This window comes from Kitasatospora sp. NPDC088742, from assembly GCF_055584905.1.
This window is the reverse complement of sequence record NZ_JBVJLD010000032.1, coordinates 60,065-78,511: the sequence shown is the minus strand read 5'-3', so window position 1 is coordinate 78,511 and position 18,447 is coordinate 60,065. Positions and strand designations below refer to the sequence as shown.

The 18,447-nt window shown below is 72.3% G+C and carries 17 protein-coding genes and 1 tRNA gene; 9 read left to right on the top strand and 9 right to left on the bottom strand.

The genetic code is table 11. The annotated features are described in order from the left end of the window. Positions 1 to 11: 11 nt before the first annotated feature. The 3 genes from ACZ6ZR_RS24150 to ACZ6ZR_RS24140 all read right to left on the bottom strand — a co-directional run bounded on the left by ACZ6ZR_RS24150 (position 12) and on the right by ACZ6ZR_RS24140 (position 3,338). Entirely contained in the window at positions 12 to 1,160 is a 1,149-nt protein-coding gene (locus tag ACZ6ZR_RS24150) for an ImmA/IrrE family metallo-endopeptidase (protein WP_465645507.1), read from the bottom strand. Beyond that, entirely contained in the window at positions 1,153 to 2,547 is a 1,395-nt protein-coding gene (locus ACZ6ZR_RS24145; RefSeq protein ID WP_465645505.1) for a hypothetical protein, read from the bottom strand. Before ACZ6ZR_RS24145 ends, ACZ6ZR_RS24150 begins: the two co-directional genes overlap by 8 nt. A gap of 230 nt (positions 2,548 to 2,777) precedes the next feature. Next, on the bottom strand, positions 2,778 to 3,338 hold the full coding sequence (locus tag ACZ6ZR_RS24140; protein ID WP_465645503.1) for a TetR/AcrR family transcriptional regulator: 561 nt from the start codon (positions 3,336 to 3,338) through the stop codon (positions 2,778 to 2,780). 104 nt (positions 3,339 to 3,442) lie between these two features. On the opposite strand from ACZ6ZR_RS24140, the gene ACZ6ZR_RS24135 reads away from it, so the two are divergent. Next, on the top strand, positions 3,443 to 4,189 hold the full coding sequence (locus ACZ6ZR_RS24135) for an SDR family oxidoreductase (protein WP_465645502.1): 747 nt from the start codon (positions 3,443 to 3,445) through the stop codon (positions 4,187 to 4,189). 18 nt (positions 4,190 to 4,207) lie between these two features. On the opposite strand, the gene ACZ6ZR_RS24130 is transcribed toward ACZ6ZR_RS24135, so the two are convergent. Beyond that, positions 4,208 to 4,981 (bottom strand): hypothetical protein, encoded by a 774-nt coding sequence (locus ACZ6ZR_RS24130; RefSeq protein ID WP_465645500.1) that lies wholly within the window; start codon positions 4,979 to 4,981, stop codon positions 4,208 to 4,210. Positions 4,982 to 5,224: 243 nt separating this feature from the next. Here ACZ6ZR_RS24130 and ACZ6ZR_RS24125 point away from each other — a divergent pair, with 243 nt between their 5' ends. The 4 genes from ACZ6ZR_RS24125 to ACZ6ZR_RS24110 all read left to right on the top strand — a co-directional run bounded on the left by ACZ6ZR_RS24125 (position 5,225) and on the right by ACZ6ZR_RS24110 (position 9,264). Then, positions 5,225 to 7,897 (top strand): SCO7613 C-terminal domain-containing membrane protein, encoded by a 2,673-nt coding sequence (locus ACZ6ZR_RS24125; RefSeq protein ID WP_465645498.1) that lies wholly within the window; start codon positions 5,225 to 5,227, stop codon positions 7,895 to 7,897. 109 nt (positions 7,898 to 8,006) lie between these two features. Further along, the gene (locus tag ACZ6ZR_RS24120; protein WP_465645496.1) at positions 8,007 to 8,348 is read left to right on the top strand and encodes a VOC family protein; all 342 of its coding nucleotides are present in this window, start codon (positions 8,007 to 8,009) and stop codon (positions 8,346 to 8,348) included. Positions 8,349 to 8,403: 55 nt separating this feature from the next. Beyond that, positions 8,404 to 8,712, top strand: a complete 309-nt coding sequence (locus ACZ6ZR_RS24115; protein ID WP_465645494.1) for a GNAT family N-acetyltransferase — start codon at positions 8,404 to 8,406, stop codon at positions 8,710 to 8,712. A 390-nt stretch (positions 8,713 to 9,102) separates the two neighbouring features. Continuing rightward, entirely contained in the window at positions 9,103 to 9,264 is a 162-nt protein-coding gene (locus tag ACZ6ZR_RS24110; RefSeq protein ID WP_465645492.1) for a hypothetical protein, read from the top strand. A 492-nt stretch (positions 9,265 to 9,756) separates the two neighbouring features. Here ACZ6ZR_RS24110 and ACZ6ZR_RS24105 read toward each other — a convergent pair. From ACZ6ZR_RS24105 to ACZ6ZR_RS24095, 3 genes are all read right to left on the bottom strand, one after another. Continuing rightward, a tRNA-Met gene (locus tag ACZ6ZR_RS24105) sits at positions 9,757 to 9,830 on the bottom strand. A gap of 222 nt (positions 9,831 to 10,052) precedes the next feature. After that, a complete protein-coding gene (locus ACZ6ZR_RS24100; protein ID WP_465645490.1) occupies positions 10,053 to 10,193 on the bottom strand; it encodes a hypothetical protein in 141 nt (46 codons plus the stop codon). A 130-nt stretch (positions 10,194 to 10,323) separates the two neighbouring features. Further along, a complete protein-coding gene (locus ACZ6ZR_RS24095) occupies positions 10,324 to 11,622 on the bottom strand; it encodes a hypothetical protein (RefSeq protein WP_465645488.1) in 1,299 nt (432 codons plus the stop codon). A gap of 424 nt (positions 11,623 to 12,046) precedes the next feature. Here ACZ6ZR_RS24095 and ACZ6ZR_RS24090 point away from each other — a divergent pair, with 424 nt between their 5' ends. The 3 genes from ACZ6ZR_RS24090 (at position 12,047) to ACZ6ZR_RS24080 (ending at position 15,245) form a co-directional block, all read left to right on the top strand. After that, positions 12,047 to 12,670: an NPCBM/NEW2 domain-containing protein gene (locus tag ACZ6ZR_RS24090; RefSeq protein WP_465645486.1), complete on the top strand. Its 624-nt coding sequence runs from the start codon at positions 12,047 to 12,049 to the stop codon at positions 12,668 to 12,670. Between the two features lie 470 nt (positions 12,671 to 13,140). Next, positions 13,141 to 14,646 carry a hypothetical protein gene (locus tag ACZ6ZR_RS24085; RefSeq protein ID WP_465645484.1) on the top strand — a complete coding sequence of 502 codons (1,506 nt, stop codon included), beginning with the start codon at positions 13,141 to 13,143 and terminating at the stop codon, positions 14,644 to 14,646. Between the two features lie 5 nt (positions 14,647 to 14,651). After that, the gene (locus ACZ6ZR_RS24080) at positions 14,652 to 15,245 is read left to right on the top strand and encodes an NUDIX hydrolase (RefSeq protein WP_465645482.1); all 594 of its coding nucleotides are present in this window, start codon (positions 14,652 to 14,654) and stop codon (positions 15,243 to 15,245) included. A gap of 29 nt (positions 15,246 to 15,274) precedes the next feature. Here the strand turns inward: ACZ6ZR_RS24080 and ACZ6ZR_RS24075 are convergent, their stop codons facing one another. Further along, positions 15,275 to 15,709 (bottom strand): LppU/SCO3897 family protein, encoded by a 435-nt coding sequence (locus tag ACZ6ZR_RS24075; protein WP_465645480.1) that lies wholly within the window; start codon positions 15,707 to 15,709, stop codon positions 15,275 to 15,277. A 381-nt stretch (positions 15,710 to 16,090) separates the two neighbouring features. On the opposite strand from ACZ6ZR_RS24075, the gene ACZ6ZR_RS24070 reads away from it, so the two are divergent. Beyond that, a complete protein-coding gene (locus tag ACZ6ZR_RS24070; protein ID WP_465645478.1) occupies positions 16,091 to 17,497 on the top strand; it encodes an FAD-binding oxidoreductase in 1,407 nt (468 codons plus the stop codon). A gap of 7 nt (positions 17,498 to 17,504) precedes the next feature. On the opposite strand, the gene ACZ6ZR_RS24065 is transcribed toward ACZ6ZR_RS24070, so the two are convergent. Beyond that, positions 17,505 to 18,410 carry a hypothetical protein gene (locus ACZ6ZR_RS24065; protein WP_465645477.1) on the bottom strand — a complete coding sequence of 302 codons (906 nt, stop codon included), beginning with the start codon at positions 18,408 to 18,410 and terminating at the stop codon, positions 17,505 to 17,507. Between the last annotated feature and the right edge of the window lie 37 nt (positions 18,411 to 18,447).

The following is an 18,447-nucleotide window of genomic DNA, read 5'->3' as shown; positions in this document are numbered from 1 at the left end:
TGTCTCCAGGGCTAGGAAGGGGGGAACATCTGAATGGCGTGCGAGGTCGGACGGTTCGCTTCCTCGGACGTCAGGGTGCTCTCCCAGCGGGAGGCACTCTCTCGGACGGCCTTCGCACTCGAAGCTTCCAGTTGACGCCTGATGGACCGTATGACGTACAGTCCGGCACCTCCCAGTACGGTGTCGATGCTCGAGGGTCCGGCCACGCGGACGAAGGGGTGGAGCAGGGTCTGGCGTGGTGGTCCGGTGGTCGGGAACGTTCCTTCCTCGCCTGACAGGCGCCATGCCAGGAGCTTTTCCACAGCGCGGATCTCGAACAGCCAGCGGATCGCCATCCAGACGTCGCCGACGGTGATGTTGGCCGTCGGGTTCCTGAAGAGGGTGTCGTAGGCGAAGCGATCGGCCTCGGCCTCGAGCTCCGGGCCCGATCTGCCCTCTTCGTGCAGGAGGAGATGGGCAAACTCGTGGGCGATCATGAAGGTCATCTGGATCCGTGCCGCATTGACGGCTCCCCCGCCGGCCAGTTCGGAAGACACCCGCATCATCGGGATCTGGTCCCATCGGACATTGCGGTAGAGCGGCAGGAGGAACGGGATGAGGCTGTCGTAGGAAGGTCGTGGGAGTGCGGCGTTGCTGCCGGTCGTGCCCACCAGGTCCTGCCGCAGGCTCACGGAGTTCCAGAGGAAGAGATCGATGTTGTGCCACAGCTGTCGAGTGACCAGGGACAACTTGATCTGGCGCGTCGAATGGTGCGCCCGAACGTACAGACGGGGGTCGAACGTGACGACGACCTCGATGTCATCGACGTGGGGGAAGGAGGGACGAAGGTGATCGCGGACCTGTGTGACCGTTTCCTCCGCCCAGGTGGGCAGCGGCAGCGGATTCCCCTGCTTGGTCCACCAGTACAGACGCAGCGCACGATCGAGGACGGCCCGCCTCCACGCGCGGTGCCCCTCCATGGCGCCTTCGTCCGGAGCCGATCCGAGGATCGCCACCGATCGGAGGACGAAGTAGATCAGCAACTGGCGCTCGCGGTCCTCTTCCCAGGGTGAGAGGTCAGGGATGCTTCCCGGTGGGAAGGGGTCTTCTGACGAGTCGTCCAACAGGTAGTTGAGGTAGGAGTCACCGTCGAAACTGATCCCGCCGAACTCCTCAGGCATCGGTTGCTCCAAGATTGTCGAGGTGGACGAACAGGGCCAGTTCGTAGTCGGCGGCCATGTGTCCCGCCATGGTGGCGTGCGCGCTGATGCCCCCGGAGAGCAGTCGCTCCCCGATGCCCTCGGCCGCAGCCGTGAGAACCGCGGCGTACGAGTCACTCGGGCCGGTCGTGGCCATGAGGGTTCTGAGGCCGTCGAGCGTCCATGCGAAGCGCACGTCCTCGTGGCAGCTCACGGGCTCGCCCGATCGAGTGAGCAGGCCGTCGAAGGTGGTCGTGTCGGCAGGGATCAGGCGGGCGCAGCGACGAAAGATCACTGCAGCCAGCAGGTAGTCGGACACCGCCCCTTGGCCGACCGCTCGACGGTAGGCCGTGAGCCCCAGGTCGAGGAGCGTCCAGCCGGCCAGCCGGCCTGGCGCCAGGCGCGACTCCACCAGCGCGATGTGGCTGAGCAGTGTGTGCGCGTAACCGCCGACACTTATCCATTCACCCACGCAGTTGACGAGGTTCTGGAGTCGGTGGTCGGACTCCAGCGGGTCGTTGGAGGCAGCCAGAGCACGTGCCAGGGCCGACATCGTGTCGTCCAGTGAGTCGAGTTCGCCCGTGAGACGGTACCGAGCGAGGTGGGCGAAACCGAGGTTCGACAGGTACGGCATGATGGACGGCGAGTCGAAATCCGCCTCGGTCACGGCCCTGGCCAGGAGGCCGACCGCCTCGCTGAGATCGTCCGGCGAGCGATCTCGCTCTCCCCGCAGGCGAAGTGCACGACCCAGCAAGTAGCAGGCACCGGCGATCTCCCGCCGAGGGCCGGTGAGGGCGGACACGGCGCATCGAAGTGACCGGATCGCCTCGCCCATGGATTCCGGATCCAGCGTCAGCTCGTGGTGGTTGAGGAGGGCTCGGCCAATGACGGCGAACCATCCTCCTTGCTCGGTACTGCCGTTCGTCGCCGAATGCGCGAGGAATCGCGCGATGCCCGAGACCGTCGACCAGTCCTCCGCCGAATGCGGAGGGTCAGTGGCCTCGGTGAGCGAGGCACGGACCTCGTGGGCGGCAAGTCGTGCCCGCTGGACGTCCGTCCGGGTGCGTGCCTCCGGAGAGCGGGCCAACGCCTGGTCCAGGCGGGCGATGCTTCTCGACAGGGATTCCGTACTGCCGAGCACCAGAGACCAGTTGACCTCCACGGCTACGAGTTCCAAGAGCGGCAGGGCCGGATCCGGAACGGTCGGGTCCCGCAGAACGACCTCCCACTGCGTGACCGACTCTGCGAATGCCCGCGCGTCCCCGCCGGCCAGTGCGTGCTCGGCCAAGGCCCGGGCGGATCGAGCGTGCGCGGCTGAACGACCCCAGATCCCGCCGTCCTCAATGGCCGCGCCCTGTAAGTCCGTCACCGCACCAGTATGGGTCCTGAACCGGCCTGACAGGTCTCAACGGCGTGGAGTTCCGGGCGAGTTCAGTGATCGTGCCCAGGGGGCGGGCGGGCCGCTTGTTCCCGGCCATTCCCTCAAGGCTGCCGGCCCACGCCCGACTCCGGCAGGTCAGCCCGGGCACAGGTCGCTCGTGCGGTGAACGACGTCACGGCCAGGAGCGGTCAGGCCACCGACCATCGGTCCGACAGGCTTCAGGCGCGCAGTCCGTCGAGGGCGATGCCCAGGAGGCGTTGCGCCCGTCCGTCCGGGGCGGTGGTCCAGTCGACCCGCCACAGGAAGCCGACCAGCAGCAGGACGTCCGCCGCGTCCACGTCGCGCCGCACCACCCCGGCCTCCCGGCAGGCGGCCAGCAGCCGCTCGATCGCGTCGACCACCGGCTGGTAGTGCTCCGCCGACAGCTCGTTCCGGGTGGCCGCGTCCAGCGCACCGGCCATCCCGTGCTTGACCCGGCCGAACTCCGCCAGCCGGTCGAACCACAACCGCAGCGCCGGCCAAGCCTCCTGACGGTCCAACAGTTCATCTGCCGCTGCGACGAGTTCGGCGACATCCCGCCGGTAGACCTCGAGCACCAGCGCCTCGCGCGTCGCGAAGTGCCGGTAGAGCGTGCCCTGTCCGACACCCGCCTCCCCGGCGATCGACTTCAGCGTGACCTCACCCCCGGACCGCGACAGCGCATCCCGCGCCACCGCCAGGATGCGCGCCCGGTTCTGCTCCGCGTCGGCACGTCGTGCCGCCGGTGAATCCTCGGCCATTCCCAATCCTCCAAACCTCACCCCCAGCATAACCGGACACGTGTCCGCTACGCTTGCCAGCAGTTCCGGACACGTGTCCGGTTCGACTCCCAGGGGGTACATCCATGTCCGGAACCGACGGCATCCGCGGCAAGGTCGTCGCCATCACCGGCGCGAGCAGCGGCATCGGCGAGGCCACCGCGCTCCTGCTGGCGGAGCGCGGCGCCCGCCTCGTGCTCGGCGCCCGCCGAACCGACCGCCTGCGCGGCCTCGCCGCCCGCATCACCGAACTCGGCGGCGAGGCCGTCTGGGCGACCACCGACGTCACCCGCCGCACCGACCTCGCGGCGCTGGTGACGCTGGCCCGGGAACGCTACGGCCGCCTGGACGTCCTGGTCGCCAACGCCGGGATCGGCCCGGTCTCGCCGCTCGACGACCTGCGGGTCGAGGACTGGGAGGCGATGGTCGACGTCAACTTCAAGGGCGTCCTGTACGGGATCGCCGCCGCCCTGCCGGTCTTCCGTGCCCAGGACGGCGGCCAGTTCGTCCACGTCGTCTCCACCGCCGGCCTGAAGGTCGTACCGAACCAGGCCGTCTACGCCGCGACCAAGAACGCGGTGCGCACCCTCTCCGAGGGCCTGCGCCAGGAGGCCGGGGCGAGCGTCCGGGTCACCGTGGTCTCACCGGGCTTCGTCCGGACGGACTTCGTCGACTCCGTTCCCGACGACCGCGTCCGCGCCGAACTCCTCTCCGCCCGCGAGGAGTTCGCGATCCCGCCGGAGGCGGTGGGCGAGGCCGTCGCCTTCGCGATCGCCCAGCCCACCGCGGTGGACGTCAACGACATCGTCGTCCGTCCCACCGCCCAACGCTGAGCGGGTAGCCCGCCGCCCTCAGACAGTCGGGTAGGCGATCGAGCCCAGCGGCGGGCAGGGCAGCAGGGCGTGCGAGACGCCCGGCCGCTCGACGAAGGCGCGGAGCTCGCCCGCCTGGAGGCGGTGCGACTCCAGGCCGTCGGCGTACCAGGCGTCGCGCCTGGCCCGGCCGTAGTCCCAGGAGTCGTCGATCAGGCTGAGGCTGACGTTGCCGGAGGCGCGCTGGAGGTCCGCCCGGACGGCGGCCGCCTGGAGCGCGGTCCGGGTCGCGGCCAGGTCGATGCGGGTCATCAGGACGCCGACGGTGTCCGGTTCGCGGGTCGGCATCGGGGCCTGCGGGAGGAGCGAGACCCCGTTGTCCAGGCGGCCGATGTTGTCGACGCTCGCGTCCTGGGCCTGCTTCGTCATGATCTGCACCTCCCGGTGCAGCCAGAGGAGCTCGTCGAGGTCGGCCTGGGAGATCCGCATCCGCGCGTACAGGGCGTGGAACCGCGGATCGCGGTACAGCGGGGCCACCACCGGCATGTGGAACAGCACGCAGTCGTTGAAGCCGCCGTCCACCGCCGCATCCAGGTGGAGCAGGGCCACCTCGAACTGCCCCTGGGCGATGGCCAGTCCGGCGAGGCTCCCCCGTCCGGCGGCGGCCAGCCAGGCCCCCTCGGGGCCCAGCGCGGTCGCCCGCTGGACGACCTCGTGCAGGCCCCTGGTGCCGGCCGCGGCGGCGCCCCTGGTCAGCATGTCCACCAGCACCTCGTGCAGGCGGTTCATCACGGTGTCGACGGTGTCGGCCACGGGGTCACCTCGGTCTCGGCGGAAGAGCGGTCACGGAAGGCCGCTCTCACGGCGCTCCGGTAGAGATGACGGCCCGTCAGAACGATCAGTTCCACCGCCCGCCCCCGCCGTACCATTGCCGTCCCACACACCGTCCCGCCCGGCCTCCGTCGGCCCAGCCAGGTACGGCCGGATGGGCTGAGCACGGTTTCTGAGTAGCCGTACTCATGGCCGGGCACCCGTTCCGGCCTCACAATCTCCGTCATGACGACCGGTTCACTGCCCTGCCCGGGCTGCGGCGCACCACTGGCCACCACCCCCGGGGCCGCCCGCTGCCCCTCCTGCCGGCTGCCACTGCTCGGGCAGGACGCCGCCGCGCTCTGGCAGGTGACGGTCGCCCTCAACGCGCTCGACGCCCAACGGCACGGGCTGATCGTGCGACGGGACCAGCTCCTCGCCACCCTCCGCGCGCGGCAGGACCTCCCCGACCCGCCGCCCCGACCGTTCCAGCCGGCCCGGCCGCCCGCCGGCCCCAACTGGGCAGCCCCGGCCGCTCCCTGGGGCCGGCCGCCCGCCCCCGCCAAGGAGGTCTCCGGGCCGTCGGCGCAGACGGTACTGCTGGTGCTCGGCGGGCTGATGGTGGCGATCGCGGCGCTGGTCTTCACCGTCGTCAGCTGGGGCAGCCTCGGCATCGGCGGCCGCGCCGCGGTGCTCGCCGCCGTCACCCTCTGCGCGCTACTCGCCCCGCTGCCGCTGCGCCGACGGGGCCTCACCGCCACCGCCGAGACCTTCGCCGTGCTCGGCGTGGTCCTGGTACTCCTCGACTGGCTCGCCGCCCGCGCCGTCGGCCTCGCGGCCCTCGACCAGGTCCCCGCCGCCTCCTACTGGGCGGCGACCACGGCCCTGACCGCCCTCGGCGCGGCCGCCTACGGCACCGCGACCACCCTCCGCGGCCCCCGCGCCGCCGCCCTGGTGCTCGCCCAACTGCCGCTCTCGCTCGCGGCCCTGGCCATCGGCACCGACATCGGCGGCTACGCGACCGCCTTCCTGCTCACCGCCCTGCTCGACCTCCTCCTGGCCACCCGGATCCCGCCCCGCACCACCAATTCTTCCGCTCCGGGCCCCACCCACGCACTGGTCGCCTGCGGCGTCGGCTTCACCCTGCTCGGCACCCTCACCTCCGCCACCCAGCTCCTCACCGCGACCGGCCTGACGGAGGCTCAGCTCGCCTGGCCCTCCCTCATCCTCCTCACGGCCCTCGGACTCGCCGTCTCCACCGGCCGCCCGGCCTCCCTGCTCCCCCGCGCGGTCGGCCACGAACTGCGCTGCGCCGCAGCCGTCCTGGCCGGTGCGGCCCCGCTCGCCGGGATCGGCGTCGGCCTGCGCTTCCTCCTCCCCACCCCCTGGGTCCCGGCCGGCTACGCCGTCCCCGGCGCCCTGCTGCTGCTCGCCACCCTCGTCCCCCTGACCGCCTCCACCCCCACCCCTCCTCCCACCGCCCCGGCCGCGCCCGAAGGCAGTGCCACCGTCAAGACGCCGACCGCCCCACCCACACCCCTCGGCCTGTTCATCGCCGGCGCCGGCGCCGTCCTCCTCGCCCAACTCGCCGCCCTGCCGGCCCTCGCGCTCGCCTACTTCGGCCCGCTGGAGCGCTGGGCCCTCGCCTGGGACTGGCCCGGCGCCGACTTCACCCAGCTCCGCACCACCACCTGGTCGCTCCCCCTCGCCCCGGCCGCCCTGCTCGGACTGCTGACCGCCCTGCTGGCCGCCACCGCCGCCCGCTGCGCCCGTACCGGCCGCCCGGCGCCCGCCCGCGTCCTGCTCCGCACCGCCCTCGCCACCGGCTCCGTACTCGCCTGCCTGCTCCCTGCCCTCCTCGAACTCCCCCTCACCACCGGCACGTTCTGGGCCCTGCTGCTCACCGCCGCCGCGACCGCCGCCCTTGCCCTCCGACGGCCCACCGACCCCGCGCCGTACCTGCTCGCGCTGCTCCCGGCGGCCACCGCCGCCGTGGTCTGGGGCGGGGCCGACCGGACCGCGACGCTCGTCGTCTGGTCCGTCCTGACGGTCGGCGCGGCGCTCCTCGCCGGCCGGCTCCCGCAGCGCTGGGCACCGCCCTTCGGCGCCTTCGCCGTGGTCGCCATGACCGTCACCGCCCTCGCCGCCGGGCAGACCGGCGGCCTGGCCCCGTACCAACTCGCCTTCCTCCTCCTCACCGTGACCACCCTCGCCATCGCGGCGGCCGCCGTCCTGGCCCGCCGCCCCCACGAGGGCGACCGTCCCTCGCTCGCCCTGGCCGTCGAGGGGACGGGATACGCCACCGCGCTCCCGGCGTTCGCGCTGACGGCCGGTCACCCGGGCGCGCTCAGCCTGGCGCTGGCCGTCGGCGGCGTGCTGGCGTTCGCCGTGGCGCTGCGGCCGGACCGCCGCCAGGCCGCACTGGTCGGCACCGGACTGCTGGTGCTCTCCTCCTGGGTGCGCCTCGCCCTGGCCGGGGTCACCGTCCCCGAGCCGTACACCCTGAGCGTGGCGGCCGCCGCGCTGACCATCGGTCACCTGCGGCGCCGCCGCAGCCCGGAGCTCTCCTCCACCACCGCCTACGGTGCCGGGCTCGGCCTCGCGCTGCTGCCCAGCATGGTCGCGGTCTGGGCCGAACCGACCTGGCCACGCCCGCTGCTGCTCGGCTCGGCGGCCCTCGCCCTCACCGTCCTCGGCGCCCGGCAGCGGCTCCGCGCCCCGCTGCTGTTCGGCGCGGCCACCCTCACCGCCGTCGCGGTGCACGAGCTCACCCCGCTGGTCACCCAGCTCATCGGCGCGCTCCCCCGCTGGGTCCCACTCGCGGCGGGTGGCCTGCTCCTGCTGGTCCTCGGCGCCACCTACGAGCGGCGCCTGCGCGACGCCCGCCGGGTCCGCGACGGCCTGCGCCGCCTCCACTGACCCGCCCCGGCCCGACCACCCCACGCATGAGTTGACGGACCGCTTCCACCCAAGTGACGGCATGTCAGGCGGTTGACGCGGACCGGGTCGGATGTGGTTAGGGTGACCCATGACCGTCTCCGCAACGATGATCACGATCGACTGCTCCTCCCCACACGAACTGGCCCGGTGGTGGGCCGGTGCGCTCGGCGCCGAGATCACCCAGGACTTCGGCGAGTTCGTGATGGTCGGTGCGGAGCCGTTGACGCTCGGGTTCCAGCAGGTGTCCGAACCCAAGCTCGGCAAGAACCGGGTCCACCTGGACTTCAAGGCCGACGACCTGGCGGCCGAGGTCCGGCGGTTGGTGGACCTGGGCGCGACGGTCGTCGGCGAGCAGCAGGTGCCCGGCCTGTCCTGGACCGTTCTCCAGGACCCGGCCGGCAACGAGTTCTGTGTGAGCCACGGCCACTGACCCACCCGCACGCGAGGACGACCACGAGTCCTCACCGACCACCCTGGAGCCCCCGATGGAATCGAAGATCGTCGACCGCCCGGACCTCAACCGCTACGAGGTCATAGTCGACGGCGACCGGCTCGCCGGCTTCGCCGAGTACCGCCTCGGGGAGGGCGAGATCGCCTTCACCCACACCGAGGTCAACCCCGCCTTCGAGGGCCACGGCCTGGCGAGCACGCTCGCCCGCTTCGCGCTGGACGACGCCCGCGAGCGCGGCCTCGCGGTGCTCCCGTACTGCCCGTACATCAAGGGCTGGATCGTCAAGCACCCCGAGTACGTGGACCTCGTCCCGGCCAACAGCCGCGACTACTTCGAGCTCTGACCCTCTCTCCTCCGCCCGTCCGGGGAGCCCGGAACCCGGCCGGGGTGCCGCGTACCTGATCGCGCGTCACCCCGGTCGTCCCGCTCCGCGCCGCCCCCCGTTCACCTTCCGCCGCCGGACTCCACGGCGGAGGTACGACATGCGGCAGAACCGGAAACCGGAGACCCTCACGCCACCGCTCCACGCGCCGGCGACCCCCTGGCACGTACTGCTCGGCGGACGACCCGGAGGCGGCCCCTCGCGACCGACGGAGGATCACGTCGTCGTGCTGCCGGACGGTGGTGGTGCTGGACGGCGTCTCCACCGTGACCGACGAGGCACCGCCCCTCCCCGTGCTGCCGGCCGCCGCGACAGCCGCCGTCGCTCTTCGGTGTCGGTGGCAGCGCCACCGTGGCCACCGAGTTCCAGCAGCGGCTGTACCGGATCGGCATGTCGGCCTGGTCGTGGAGCGACACCCATGTGGCACTCACGGGCGCTGCGGTGCTCGGCAGCGGCGATGTGGCGATGTGGCGATGTGGCGATCGTCCTCTCGCACAGCGGCGGCACCCGTGAGCCCCGGGCGAACCCATGGTCGTCACGGGGGGCCTGCTCGGACCGGACTGCACCTTGCTGGACCGCTTCACCGCCTGCGCACGCGCCTGGGGGGGGTGATCACCCACCCGGTCACGACGGCCTGCAAGACGCGATCGCCCTGGCCCGGCCAGCAACTGCCTGAGCCGTTGAACCTGTGGGAACGGACATCGAGCCGACCGTAACGTCCCGGCCGATCCCACCGGCAGCAACGGCTCCAGCCGCTCCCACTGATCCGGTTCGAACCGCAGCGTGATGTCGCCGCCCCTGTCCATGTGGTGACCTCTTCCAGCCCCACCCACAACGAAGTACCGGACCGCACGCCCTCGGCGGACCGGCGACCGGTCGACCGGCCCCATCACGTCCCGCCCGACCGGGCCCCGCCGCTGCTGGAAGTCCGTCCAACCCGAAGGCTCGGCCATGAGAAAAGGCCCGGTCCCGGTGCACTGTGCACCGGGACCGGGCCTCTTGTAGTAGCGGGGACAGGATTTGAACCTGCGACCTCTGGGTTATGAGCCCAGCGAGCTACCGAGCTGCTCCACCCCGCGTCGGTGAACGCAACAGTACGGCACCGGCCGCGATACCGGAAATCCGATATCCCCTGGTGGCACGCTCCGGCGGATCTCCCTGGGGAGCAGCCGGGCGGAATGAGCTGTCACGTTCCGGCAGGGCCCTCCTCGGCGGCGCACCGCGCCCAGGTGCACTGGTCGAGGACGTAGATCAGATCGGCACTGGCCGTGGCGGCGAGGCGTGGGTTGTCAGCACGTCCGTCAGCCCGAGGTCGGCGAGTGGTGGGCGGCGCGGGTGGTGACGAGGGCGCGCGGGTCGACGCCGTCGTCCCAGCCGTGGGTGGAGAATCCGGTGGAGCCTCCGAGGTAGGCGACGAGCGCGGTGTGGACGGTGGGGAACATCGGGAGCGGCAGTTCGGCCGGGTCGGCGGGGATCCGAGTGACGTCCAGGTGCTTGTCGGGCTCGGTGTTGCTCAGTCGGCCGGCTCCTTCGCACGGCGGATCAGTGCAACTGACATGCGGGGACCGAAGGTTAGATCCGCTGAGCGCTGATCGCGGCCCGCTCTCCGGCCTCCTGTCGGTGGGCGGAGCCGGAGGGCACGGGAGGCGTCCAGCGGACGGCGAGCCGCCGCGAGGGGACCAGGTCCCCGACATAGTCCTCACCGACCCATCGAAGGAGGGTTTCGGGCGGGGCCCACCGGTCCCGGACGATCGAGCGGAGCGTGCCCTCCATCTCCGCCGTGAACGCCCTGTCGGTGATGGCCTCGTCAGCGGCGTTGAGCAGGAGCAGCTCGGTCTGGGCCAGCGCGAGGACGTACCCGGCATCGATGTAGTCGCTCTTGTACCGGTGGACTTCGCGCCGGGAATCCTGTTGGCTCCGACTCGGCGTCAGACCGTGGTCCTCCTCCAAGCGATACATGACGGCGCCCGCGAGGAGTCCGGGCAAGGAGGTCGGGATGAACCCGAAGGCCCGTGCCGGGCGCCGGTTGTGGGTGCCCTGCGGCCCTTCCGGAAGGTACGCGTCGCGCCACCAGGGCACCACGCAGAAGCCGCGGAGCGCGCCCGGGCCCTTGCCGCGGGTCTGCACGGTGACCAACAGGCCGGACCGTCTCGTCCGCCCGCCCATGAGGGTGGGGCCCCGCAGGCAGCTCGGGCACTCGGGCCCCGACCAGGCGGCGACAGCGAGCAGGGTCCGGGTGAGGGAGCCACAGCGGTGGCACGTGCTCCAGATCGCCGTGTAAGGGTCCTCCCGGTAAGAACTCCTCGCGGCCAGACGGGCGTTCGACTCCTGCCTCGCCTCGTGTGCGCGCGCGGCCTGCTGGTCGAGCACGCCCTCGGGATCGGGTGGCGCCTCGGGCACAGGTGCGGCCGGCGCCACCGCCGGCGCGGAGCCCTTGGCCTTGCCGAGGAACTTGTCCTTCAGCTTGGCGAACCGGCCCTTCCTCGGCGGAGCCGCCTCCGCCAGGTCCGGCGCCGCCTGCAGCTCGGCCACCGGCAGGACCGGCGGAAGCAACGCGGCCCCGCCGGTGACCATGGCGAACACCTCGGCCGGCGAGATGATCCGGATGTCGAACGTCTCGGTGTACCCGCGCTGAGGCATCTGATCAGGCCTCAGGAAGCCCAGGACGCCCCGGAGTTCCAGGGCGTCCTTCACCAGGCCCTCGACGAGGGCGGCCTGCTCACGGGTGGGCAGGATCAGCGAACGGTACAAGGCCCAGCCGCGCCCCATGTGGTCCTGCACCCGCGAGTTCGCCGGCGTGCCGGAGAGCCCGACCTTCCCCGCGTACCTGCTGGCGTCGACGACGACGTAGACCTGTGCCGGCTGGCCCAACTGTCCGCCCTCCCCTCCCGTCCGGCCTGCCCCGGACGGACGCCCCACACTCCCATCCGCCACTGACAGTGGCTCAGGAGTGGCGATCGGTGGTCAAGTTGTTCGAGTGGCACTCCGGCCAGGTGTGGCTCTCGGGCGGCCACGGAGGCGTCGTCGAACCCGCCGGTCCCGGCCCGCGCGCGCCGCACCGGGTGCTGGGATGGTGTCGTGGACGTGGTCTTGACGGGGTGTCGGTCGCCCGCTGGAATTCATGTCTGCGACGCGGGGGCGCGAGGCCCGACCACGGGCGGCTCAGGTCTGCCCTCGCGGTCCCTTCGAGCCCGTCAGAGGAGACCCCGTAAGTGCGCCAACGCCCCCCGGAGCCGGCACGCCCCTGCCGCCCGCAGCTCCGCCGGCAACGCCCCAGGCACCGGCATCCCGACGTTTGGGGGAGGTCGCCGCGCTCGTCTCCGCCGGCACGGCGGTGGCGGGCCTCCTACTCGGCTTCTTCGGTCTGCCGACCGTGGTGAACTCGCCAACCGCCAAAACGGTGACGGAGACCGTGCATGCCACGGCCACCGCCACCGTCACGGTCACGGTCACCGCGACGGCCTCGGCCGCGGTCGGCACTTCGGGACCGCCGAGCCCCCCGTCCCTGCCCGCCGGCGGAGCGGAGCTGCACGACCTCACCGCCCTCGGAAGCTTCGGCAACGACGGGCTCCAGCTGCGGACCACGACCATGGGCCGCAAGACGTACCCGAACTCCATGGTCTTCCGGTACCCCTGCCAGGGCGGCTACGAGTACAGCATCAACCAGCGGTACAAGTCGCTCTCCCTCACCGCGGGACTCGACGACGGCGGGGTCGGCAAACCCGGGAAGCTGTCCGTCTACGGTGACGGCAAGCTGCTCAAGACCGTCATGTTGGAGATCAACAACCCGCAGCAGGTAAGCGTGGACCTCACGGGCGTCGTCATGCTCAAGGTCTCCCCCGACTTCAGCCCGGGCGGCTTCACCTGCGACGCCGACGGCGTCGTGGCGGCGATCGCAGAGGCAAGTCTCAAGCCCTGAGCGAGTAGTGGGCGGCGACGAGGCACGAGACCGGGTCCGCCCCGCCGGCGTCCGCTTCGAAGGCGACGAGCACGGACGGCCTTTCACCGAGCGGACCGGTGACTGCCGCCAGTTCCTCGGACGCGGGTGGGCGGAAAAGGGGATCCCGGAACGCCGCCGGGCAGCTGACGAAGAACGGTTCTCCGAACACCAGCCCCAGGCCGTGGTGATAGGTGAGGTCGTAGTCCGCGGCGAGCCGGAACTGCCCACGGTCCCAGGCGACGACGTCCCAGTCCCACCAGGACCCATCGGGAAGTTCAACCCCGGCATGCCCCTGTTCAGCGTCCGCTTCCCGGCCCCCGATCTGTTCCCTGAGGTGTCTGGATAGCAGGTCCGCGCCCGCGTCGCACGTCGCGAAACCACTGGTCGGCGGTCGGGGATCGGCGGTAGCGTCCAGCTGTCGGGACAGGGATCACACCGGGGGGCGTGAGATGGCGTACGGCGAGGGTGCGCGGTACCAGTACCTGGAGGTGTTGGACTCCATCCGCACCGTCCGGCCGGGGGCGGCGGCGGACGCGGACGCGGACGCGGAGCTTCGGCTGCAGATCTTCACCGAGGTGCTGATGACGCTCGTGCTGGGCCGTCAGGTGGTCGTCCCGCAGGCGTACGCCTTCGACTCGTACGGCTTCCTGCGCGTCGCCACCACCGTGCTGCGGTCGAGACCCGCCGCAGCTGCGGGTGAACACCCCTTCCGGATCCACCTGTTCGGGGCGCACTCCTACGAGGAGGCGGCAACCGCCATGCTGGGGCGGGCCGTTGGCCACGAACGGCCGTTCATGAGTTTCCTGCTACCGGAGCTCAACCACCCCGCCGGGTACGGCCTCGACCCGGACGAGGTGCGCCAACAGGCGGTCGGCCTCGACCGTTTGCTGAACGCCGAGTGGCTCGGCACCGAACGGGCCGAGGGGATCGCGCTGGTCCGCGAGGAGTTCCGGCGGGTGCCGAGGGTGGCCGCCCGGCCGGCGGGTGGGCGGGTCGCGCTCGGTGCACTGGTGGTCGCGGCCGCAGCGGAGCCGCCGGCGCCGGCGCTACCCGAGCGGTACCAGGAGGTCCGGGCCGCACTAGCCGGTGCGATACGCAGGCTCGGGACGGGCCGGCCGGAGTACTTCGACGACCGCAGCCGGCTCCGGCTGGCCCTGCCGTGGCCGGGTGACGCCGACGGGCGGACCCCGGAGGAGATCGTCGGTGGGCCCGGCCCGCTGGCCCTGCTGATCGGGTTCGTGGACACCCTGTACAACCTGGTCGTCGCCGATTCGATCGGCGTCGCGGACTCCACCCTGAGCACCGACACCGGCCCCTCCGTCGACGGCCTGGCCGACCACGGCATCACCAAAGAGCTCGCCCTCGCCCACCACCGCTCCCTGACCCGCCCCGCCACCGCACCGTCCGGCGACACGCTCCCCGCCCAGCCGCCACCCACCGCCGAACAGCCGTACGCGCCACCGCTGTTCGAGGTCCGGGTCGACGCGGTGGGCGGCCTCGCCGCGGAGCCGGTACGCTCCCGGCTGGCCGCCCTGGAGGCGGGCGCGACCGAGGCGATCAGCGCCCTCCTGGCGGCCCGCGCCGAACGCGGGCGCACGGGAACGTCCCCGTTCTGGAAGGGCGTCGACGAGCTGCGCGCCGCACCGGACCAGCTCGCCGCCCGCAAGGCCCTGGACGCCCACCTGGCCCGGGTCGCCGCACTCCTCGGCAGTCGGGTCGCCGTCGCCCCCAGGGGCGGCCTCGCGGTGGAGCTGGTGCTCACGGCCGCTGGGGCGGTCGGCCCGGCGATGGCTCTGGAGGTGTGGCGACTCCCCGGAATCGTCGGCTATCCGGCCATGGCGGTCGGCGCGGTCGGTAACGTCCTGTTCCGCAAGGGCAAGGAGACCGCGGTCCGCCGCCTGACCACCCGTCGGCTGGCGTGCGCACTGGGGCAAGTCGTGGACGTGAGGGGCTGACCGGCATGACGGACACCGAGGGTCACGAGGGCCCGGACACTGCGGGCGCGATCCGGCGGGACCGGGAGGTGCTCGCCTACGGCAACCGCTTCGTCGAGGTGTACGACGACGAGGTCACCTTCCCCAGCGGGACGAAGGGAAGCCACCTGCGGATCCGGCCCTGCACCGAGGGGCCCGGCGTGGTGGTCCTCCCGGTCCGCAGCGGCGACACCGTCGGCCTCGTCCGCACCTACCGCTACCCCCTCGGCCGTCCCCAGTGGGCCCTGCCCCGCGGCTTCTCGCACGGCACGGACCCGCTGGTCACCGCCGAGGCCGAGCTGCTTGAGGAACTCGGCGTCCGGGAGGCCGAGTTCCACCTCCTCGGCACCATCACCCCCGACTCCGGCCTGCTCGCCACCGAGGTCGCCGTCGTCCACGCGACCGTGCCGACCCACCCGACCGCCGCCGGCACCCCGTCCGACGACGACGAGGTCCTCGCGACCCGCTGGCTCCCGCTGGTCGACCTCTGGGACCGGATCGCCACCGGTGACCTCGACGACGGCATGACCCTGGCCGCCCTCACCCTCGCCCAGGCGCACGGCCGCCTCACCCGGCCCTGACCGCCCGCCGCCCGCCCGCCGACGGTGCGTCAGGAGTAGTCGTTGCGGCCCAGGCAGAGGCTGAAGGAGGCGCGGGTGCGCTCCTCGCGGTAGGTAGCGACGGTGCCCGGGACGCCGTCGCAGGCGTCGTCGTTCACCAGGTGGATCATCTTGATCACCACGAACTCGGCCTCCGGGGAGGAGCACGGCACCACACTGACCTCCGGGTCCTCGGTGCTGCCGGTGTTGTGCACGCAGTCACCGGCGTCGGCGGTGATCGGGGCGTCCCGGTAGTAGTAGCCGGCCACGGCCAGCGCGGCGCTGATCCCGACGACCAGCGCCAGCCCCGCCAGGGCGCCGCGCAGCAGCTTCCGGGCCCGGCGGCGCGGCGGGGCCCACGGCGGCGGAGCGACGGCCCCCACTGGTTCCCAGGCGCCCTCGGGACGGGCGTCGGCGTACTGGTCTGCGGTCGGCGGTGTGCTCATCTCGAAATCCCCCGTGGTCGTCAACCCGCTCTCGGCCCCGAGAGACTAGGGCATGACAAAGCGAGCGTGAAGACCTGTCCCCGGAAGTACTCTCGGGGATTCCCGCCGATCGGACGAGTAGTCAAATCCTGCTAATCCCTTGCGGAGTGGAGGAATTATGACACAACCCCACGTCAGACACGTGGGTTGTCCCGAAAATGCGTCAACTGGTGTGCGCGGCCCGGCAGGATCGAGGGCGAATCGGAACGCGCTCCACGGCCGCCCCTTCCACGGTACGCCCGGGAATGACGAGAACGCGTCACCTCCGCGTCTCTCCATCCCGCCGATTCGACCCGCGCCATCCGTCCACCGGCTTTAACGCACTGACGACTTGGGTGATTCGTGAACGCTGTTCCGGCCGTGCACCTGCGGACCACGGCCCTGCCGGAGATCGCCGAACTCCGCGCCCTCCTCGGCAGGGACGCGCTGCTCCACGACGAGGACGCGGTCCGCCCGTACGCCGGTGACCGCGCCGACGCGGTCGAGCAGCAGCTGCCGGTGGCCGTCGCACTGCCGCAGAACGTCCAGCAGGTGCAGCGGATCGCCCGGTGGGCCAGCCGCCACCGCGTGCCGCTGGTGCCGCGCGGGGCGGGCAGCGGGCTCGCGGGCGGGGCGTCCGCGCTGGCGCGCGGGGTCGTGCTCTCGCTCGAACGGCTTGCCGCGATCCGGGAGTTGAACGCCGCCGACCAGTACGCCGTGGCGGAGGCCGGGGTGGTGAACGGCGCACTCGGCCGGGCGGCCGCGGCGCAGCGGCTGTTCTACCCGCCGGATCCGGGCAGCGCCGAGGTCTCCACCATCGGCGGGAACGTGGCCACCAACGCCGGCGGTCTGCGCTGCGTGAAGTACGGCGTCACTGCGGACAACGTGCTCGGGCTCGAAGTGGTGCTCGCCGACGGCCGGTTGGTGCACACGGGCGGGCGCACGCTCAAGAACGTCGCCGGGTACGACCTGACCCGGCTCTTCATCGGTTCGGAGGGCACGCTGGGCATCATCACCGCCGCCACCCTGCGGCTGCGTCCGGTGCCGACCACCGAGCCGGCCACCTTCACGGCCGGGTTCGACAGCCTGCGGGCCGCCGGTGCGGCCGTCGCCTCGATCGCCCGGCTGCCCGGACGGCCGTCCATGCTCGAACTCCTCGACCGGGCCGCGCTGGACGCCGTCGAGGCGTACCGGCCGAACGGCGTGGACACCTCCTCCGCCGCCCTGCTCATCGGCCAGGCCGACGGGGGCGACGCTCAGCGCCTGGTGGCGGAGATGGTCCGGCTCTGCCAGGAGCAGGGGGCCACCTCGATGACGATGTCCAGCAGCGCGGACGGGGCCCAGGAGATGGTGTCCGTGCGGCGTTCGGCCGGGGAGGCGCTGCTCGCCTCCGGCGCGGCCACCATCGTGGAGGACGTGGTGGTGCCGCGCAGCCGGTTGGTGGAGATGCTGAGCCACATCGAACGGACCGGCCGGGAGGGCACCGTCCGGATCGCCACCGTCGGCCACGCCGGGGACGGCAACCTGCACCCGGTGCTGATCCTCCCCGACCGCGCCCCCGAGACCTTCCGCGAGGCCCACCGGAAGGCCGAGCTGCTCTGGCGCAAGGCCCTCGACCTCGGCGGCTCGATCACCGGCGAACACGGCGTCGGCACCCTCAAGCGCAGCCGGCTCGCCACCGCCCTGGACCCGGCCGTGCTCGACCTGCACCGCAGCGTGAAACACGCCTTCGACCCGTTGGGCATCCTCAACCCGGGCAAGGCCTTCTGAGCCTCCGTCAGAGGCCGCCCAGGCCCGGCGAGTTGAAGTCGAACTCGACCCGCGGCGGGTCCGGCTCGCGCGGCGGAGGCGGAGGCGGAGGCACGTCGGTGAGCGGGTGGTCCTCGGGGAGCCCGAACTGCGTCCCCCTGCGCGCCACCTGGTACAGCAGCCCGTCCGGCGTGCCGGGGGGCGGCTGTTCGCTCTTGGCGGCCTCGAGGAGCGCCCAGCCGAGTGCGGTGGTCCCGGCCGACGACCGGGGCCAGGACCGTCGGGAGCGACGGAATTCCAGCAGCAGGAGGACGACGACCTGGACGGCGAAGGGCAGCCAGGCTCCGAACAGCACGGCCGCGCCCGCGAGCACCAGGGCGGACAGGAGGAGGAGATGGACACGCCGGGCCCGGTGCCGGCTCGCCCGCCACTCCGCCACGGCGGGCGAGTCGGCACGGACTCCGTCCGGCAGACCCAGCTCGGCCCACAGCCCTCCCCCCACGCACCTGCGGTCGTACTCCTCCCGCAGCACGGCGGGAGGGTGGTAGTACCAGGTCGAGTGGCTCGGCAGGACTCCCTGCCGCTCCGTCAGCTCCGCCAGGATCGCCGCCTCGACCTCGTCGCGGGGGACGGGGTCGACCACGTCGAACCGGACGTCGTCGTACGCGTTGCTGATCAGCCGGAGGCGGCCCTCGCCGTGCATCCGCACCAGGGCGACCTCGTGCACCCTGCCGAAGCCCCACGGTCCGTGGTCCACCAGGGGCACCTCGTACAGGCTCAGGCCGTCGTCGGCCGTGCGGGGCGGACCGGCCGTCGCTGCCAGCGCCTGCCAGGCCCGCCACTCCGCCCGGTGGTGCAACAGGACGACGGCCCACGACAGCAGCGCCACGATCGCACCCACCGCCACGGTCGCCGGAGAACCGATCGGATCCATGTGCTCCCCCTCGCGGTCGATGCCCGACGGATACCCT